Origin of the sequence: Butyricicoccus sp., from assembly GCF_050872565.1 — a bacterium.
GTDB lineage: Bacteria > Bacillota > Clostridia > Oscillospirales > Butyricicoccaceae > Butyricicoccus_A.
On the sequence record NZ_JBNMHC010000191.1, the window covers coordinates 1 to 4,402 of the forward strand.

Consider the following 4,402-nt stretch of genomic DNA (forward strand, 5'->3'; position numbering starts at 1 on the left):
GACCAGAGACAGAGAGACAACCGTCGTCTGTACGCCAACCGGCACGCCGACAGAAAAAATTCGCTTGAGTGTTTCGGATTCGATGTGAATTTGGCGTAAATGCAGACGATATTCTTCCGGTAAGCGGCACAGCCGGTGAATCGTCAAGACGGCTGCAACCGTTTGGGATAAAAAGGTAGCCATTGCCGCACCGGCAACGCCGAAGTGAAAGATGTAAATAAATAAGGTGTTGCCTAAGATATTGGCAAAGCCGCCGATCAGCTGATAAATCATCGGGCGGCGGGAATCCCCCAATGCACGCAGAATACCAGAGCTGAAGTTAAAACCAACGATGGAGAACATGCTGAGAAAATAAATGCGGGCGTAAGTCACCGCAAGATTTAAAATCTCATCTGGGGTGTTCATGAGGCGTAAAATCGTGGGGGCGAACAGCCAGCCGATAAGCAGCAAGATGGCAGAGCCAATGACAGCGAGACCCATCGCCGAGTGCAGGATTTTTTTGAGCCGCGGAAAATCTTTTCCGCCATATGCCTGCGAGACCAATACGCCGACACCGACACCCATGCCGGTAAAGAAACCGACCAGACAGTTGATCGGCCAGGAACAGGTTCCGACAGCTGCGGATGCATCCTGTCCGAGCAAATTGCCGACAAACATTAAGTCTACGGTGTTGTACATCTGCTGGATGATGCTGGTGCCTAATAGCGGTAGGGCAAACAGGAGCAGAGCGCGCGTGATCGAGCCTTGCGTCAGGTCGATAGATTTGTTTTTCATAGAGAAAATCCCCCTTTCTTTGTGTGTGAAAATAGAAAAGATAATTCACTGACCGCGAGTCATTCAATTCGGTGTAAGTATTGTAAAATAGATTGTTACAGAAGTCAAGAGTCAACCGCAAGAGTTGACGCAAATATCTGATTGCAGTATAATAATAAAACATTTGCAGGGGAAAAGGATGTTTGTTTATGCACAGGAAGATTCGTATTTTGGAAGCTGTTGACCAGCCGAGAGCGGACGTTTGGGATGCGCTGTCTGCGGATACAACGGTTTGTACCGTGCGCTCGGGAGAAGAAGCCTATCAAAAGATGCAGAAAGAATCCTTTGATTTGGTGCTTGTCAATTTGATGCTCAACGGACTGGATGGTTTGGAACTTTTGCGCCGCATCAAGCGAGAAAATTTATGCGGTGTTGTTGTGCTGACCAGTGATTTTCCGGATTTTCAATATGCGCAGCAAGGAATCTTATATGGTGCATTCGATTATTTGCTTCGTCCCTTGACTGTGGATATGCTGCAAAAGCTGTTGATCCGCGTCAGGAAAAAGCTGTGGGGAGAGCAGGCGGCGCAGCAGCAAGCGTGCGATACCCTGGTACAGCAGATGGGAACAGAGCAATTACCTGCTTGCTTTGATGCGCTGGTGCAGGAATATACCCAGCAGACGCCGGATGCCGTACAGACAGACATTTTTATCCAGCATTTATATGAGAGCACAGTAGAAAAGACCTTTGAAACGTGGACATGGCTGTCTTTGTTTGAACAGAAACAGGAATATTTGTCGATTGACTGGTTGTCCGGCGGTAAGCATATGGTATGGGATTTTTGCCGCAGAAGATTGTGCGCGCTCAGTGCCGCGGTCGCTGTCCTGTATCCACGAACGAAAAATGAAAAACTGCGCAGTATCTTACAGTATTTGCTTCAGCATATTGATGATGGCTGTTTGCAGAAGGATGTTGCGGCTGCACATTATATTAGCAATCCGTCACTGAGTGAATTGTTTCGCAGTCAGCTGGGTATGACATACCATGCATATACCTCGGAACTCAAGATGAAGCGAGCGCAATATCTGCTTCGGTATTCTTCTAAAAAAATCTATGAGATCAGTGCGCTGCTGGGATATAAAGACGTCAATTATTTCTCCAGAAAATTTCGAGAAAAAATGGGTGTACCGCTTTCTCAGTACCGGCAGCAGAGCCGCGCAGAAGAAACTACCTCTCTGGACTATCAAATTTAATCGTGTATCCTCTGCCGGACGGCGGGGGATATTTTTTTCGAGAAAACGATTTCTTGCTGGAAATTTGTGAGAATTCTGCGAAAACACATACAAAAGATAACAAAAACGCTGATTTTTCGAGAAAAATTTCCTGATTGTCAGAAAAACCCATGATTTTTTTCGGAATTAGAAAAAAAGACTTGCGCTGAGCGAAAAGAGTGGCTATAATAACAACCATGCAAAACATATATATCCCATTAGACAAATAGGATATACGGAATATGGAGGCGATAGATCATGACATGGATCGATTCACACCGCTGCAAGAGCTTGTACGAACGAATGTGTTGCTGTTGACAGCGAAAAGAAATCACAACACACATTCGATTGATACAAAGGAGAAGAACAATGAGTTATAAGAAAAGAATTTCCGCTATTCTTCTGGCATCCGCTCTGAGCGTTGGCCTTCTGGCAGGCTGCGGAGGAAGCAGCGACAGCGGTTCCGCTTCCGGCGATTCCGTGGAGATCACAAACGTATCGTATGACCCGACCCGTGAGCTGTATCAGCAGTATAACAAGGCATTTGAGCAGCATTGGAAAGAAAAGACGGGTCAAAGCGTAGACATTATCCAGTCGCATGGCGGCTCTGGCAAGCAGGCGTTGGAAGTTGCCAACGGTCTGGAAGCCGATGTTGTCACCCTCGCACTGGAAGGCGATGTGGATGCAGTAAAAAATGCAGGCCTCATCGAAGACGGATACACTTCCGAATTTGACAATGACAGTTCTCCGTACACCTCGACCATCGTATTCTTGGTTCGCAAGGGCAATCCGAAGAACATTCACGATTGGAACGATTTGCTCCGCGATGATGTCGGTGTTATCACACCGAATCCGAAGACTTCCGGTGGCGCACGTTGGAATTACCTCGCTGCTTGGTACTACTTTGAAAAGCAGGGCCAGAGCGAAGATCAGATCAAGGAAAGCATCAAGAAGCTGTATCAGAACGTGCTGGTTCTGGATTCCGGCGCACGCGGTGCAACAACTTCCTTTGTTGAAAACCAGCAGGGCGATGTCCTGATTGCTTGGGAAAACGAAGCCTTCCTTTCTCTGGAAGAGTATCCGGATGATTACGAAGTGGTCATCCCGTCCGCTTCGATTTTGTGCCAGCCGACAGTTGCCGTTGTCGATGAAGTTGTCGACGACCGCGACACGCGCGATGTGGCAACCGAGTATCTCAACTATCTGTATTCCGATGAAGCACAGCGCATCGAAGCCAAGAACTTCTATCGTCCGTCCAATCAGGATATTTTGAACGAGTATGCTTCGCAGGGCGACAGCAACACGATTACCCAGATTCCGGAAGATGGCAAGTGGATTGTCACAAATAACCTGGATCTGACCAATATCAGCCACTTTGGCGGCTGGACAAAGGCAGCAGAAAAGCACTTTGCAGACGGTGCGATCTTTGACCAGATTTACGAAAAATAACGAGCAAGAAGGATTTTGATTATGAAACAAAGAAGAAAAAAATTGCGGGTCATTCCGGGATTCGGATTGTCGCTCGGAATCACAGTGGCGATCCTCAGTTTCATCGTCATTATCCCACTGTGTTCTTTGGTTGTGTTTTCCGCACACCTCTCTCTCTCTGATTTTATACAAACCGTAACCAGCCCCCGTGTGCTGGCGAGCTACAAAGTCAGCTTTCTGACGGCACTCACCGCATCGCTGATTAATGCGGTGATGGGACTCATCATCGCATGGGTGCTGGTACGGTATGAATTCCCGGGCAAACGAATCATAGACGGCATGATCGAAGTGCCGTTTGCCCTTCCGACAGCAGTTGCAGGTATTGCACTGACGCATATGACAGTCGATACCAGCGTGATTGGCAGCTTTTTCCACGATCATTTCGGCATTGACATCGCGTATACCCGCATAGGCATTACGCTGGCACTGGTATTTATCGGCATTCCGTTCGTTGTTCGTTCGGTACAGCCGGTGCTGGAAAAGCTGGATGGTCAGTTTGAAGAAGCAGCAAGCATTCTGGGTGCGAGCCGCGGATACATTTTCCGCCATGTCATCTTTCCGGAAATTCTTCCGGCACTGATTGCAGGATTTACGATGGCATTTGCCCGCAGCCTCGGTGAATACGGCAGCGTCGTATTTATCGCAGGCAACACACCGTATGAGACAGAGATTACCCCTCTGCTTATCATGTCGAAATTACAGGAATTTGATTATGCAAGTGCAACATCCATTGCACTCGTCATGCTGGCAGCAGCATTCCTGATTCTGTTTATCAATGCGGTTTTGCAGAGCCGCTCGTCTAAAATTATCAGCGGTATCGAGTAAGGAGGAAACAAGCTGTGAAAAAACAATCATCCGGAGCTGTCAAATGGCTTCTGATCGCAGTGAGC

Annotated in this window: 4 protein-coding genes; 3 read left to right on the top strand and 1 reads right to left on the bottom strand. The window is 47.7% G+C overall.

The features are described from left to right. On the bottom strand, positions 1–774 hold a 774-nt coding region (locus ACR0P9_RS08335; protein ID WP_432619129.1), incomplete at its 3' end, for an MATE family efflux transporter. Positions 775–962: 188 nt separating this feature from the next. Here ACR0P9_RS08335 and ACR0P9_RS08340 point away from each other — a divergent pair. From ACR0P9_RS08340 to cysT, 3 genes are all read left to right on the top strand, one after another. Further along, the gene (locus tag ACR0P9_RS08340; protein ID WP_432619131.1) at positions 963–2,006 is read left to right on the top strand and encodes a response regulator transcription factor; all 1,044 of its coding nucleotides are present in this window, start codon (positions 963–965) and stop codon (positions 2,004–2,006) included. Positions 2,007–2,393: 387 nt separating this feature from the next. Then, positions 2,394–3,473 carry a sulfate ABC transporter substrate-binding protein gene (locus ACR0P9_RS08345; RefSeq protein WP_432619133.1) on the top strand — a complete coding sequence of 360 codons (1,080 nt, stop codon included), beginning with the start codon at positions 2,394–2,396 and terminating at the stop codon, positions 3,471–3,473. A 21-nt stretch (positions 3,474–3,494) separates the two neighbouring features. After that, positions 3,495–4,337, top strand: coding sequence for a sulfate ABC transporter permease subunit CysT (gene cysT / locus ACR0P9_RS08350; protein ID WP_432619135.1), 843 nt, complete (start codon positions 3,495–3,497; stop codon positions 4,335–4,337). The last annotated feature ends 65 nt before the right edge of the window (positions 4,338–4,402 follow it).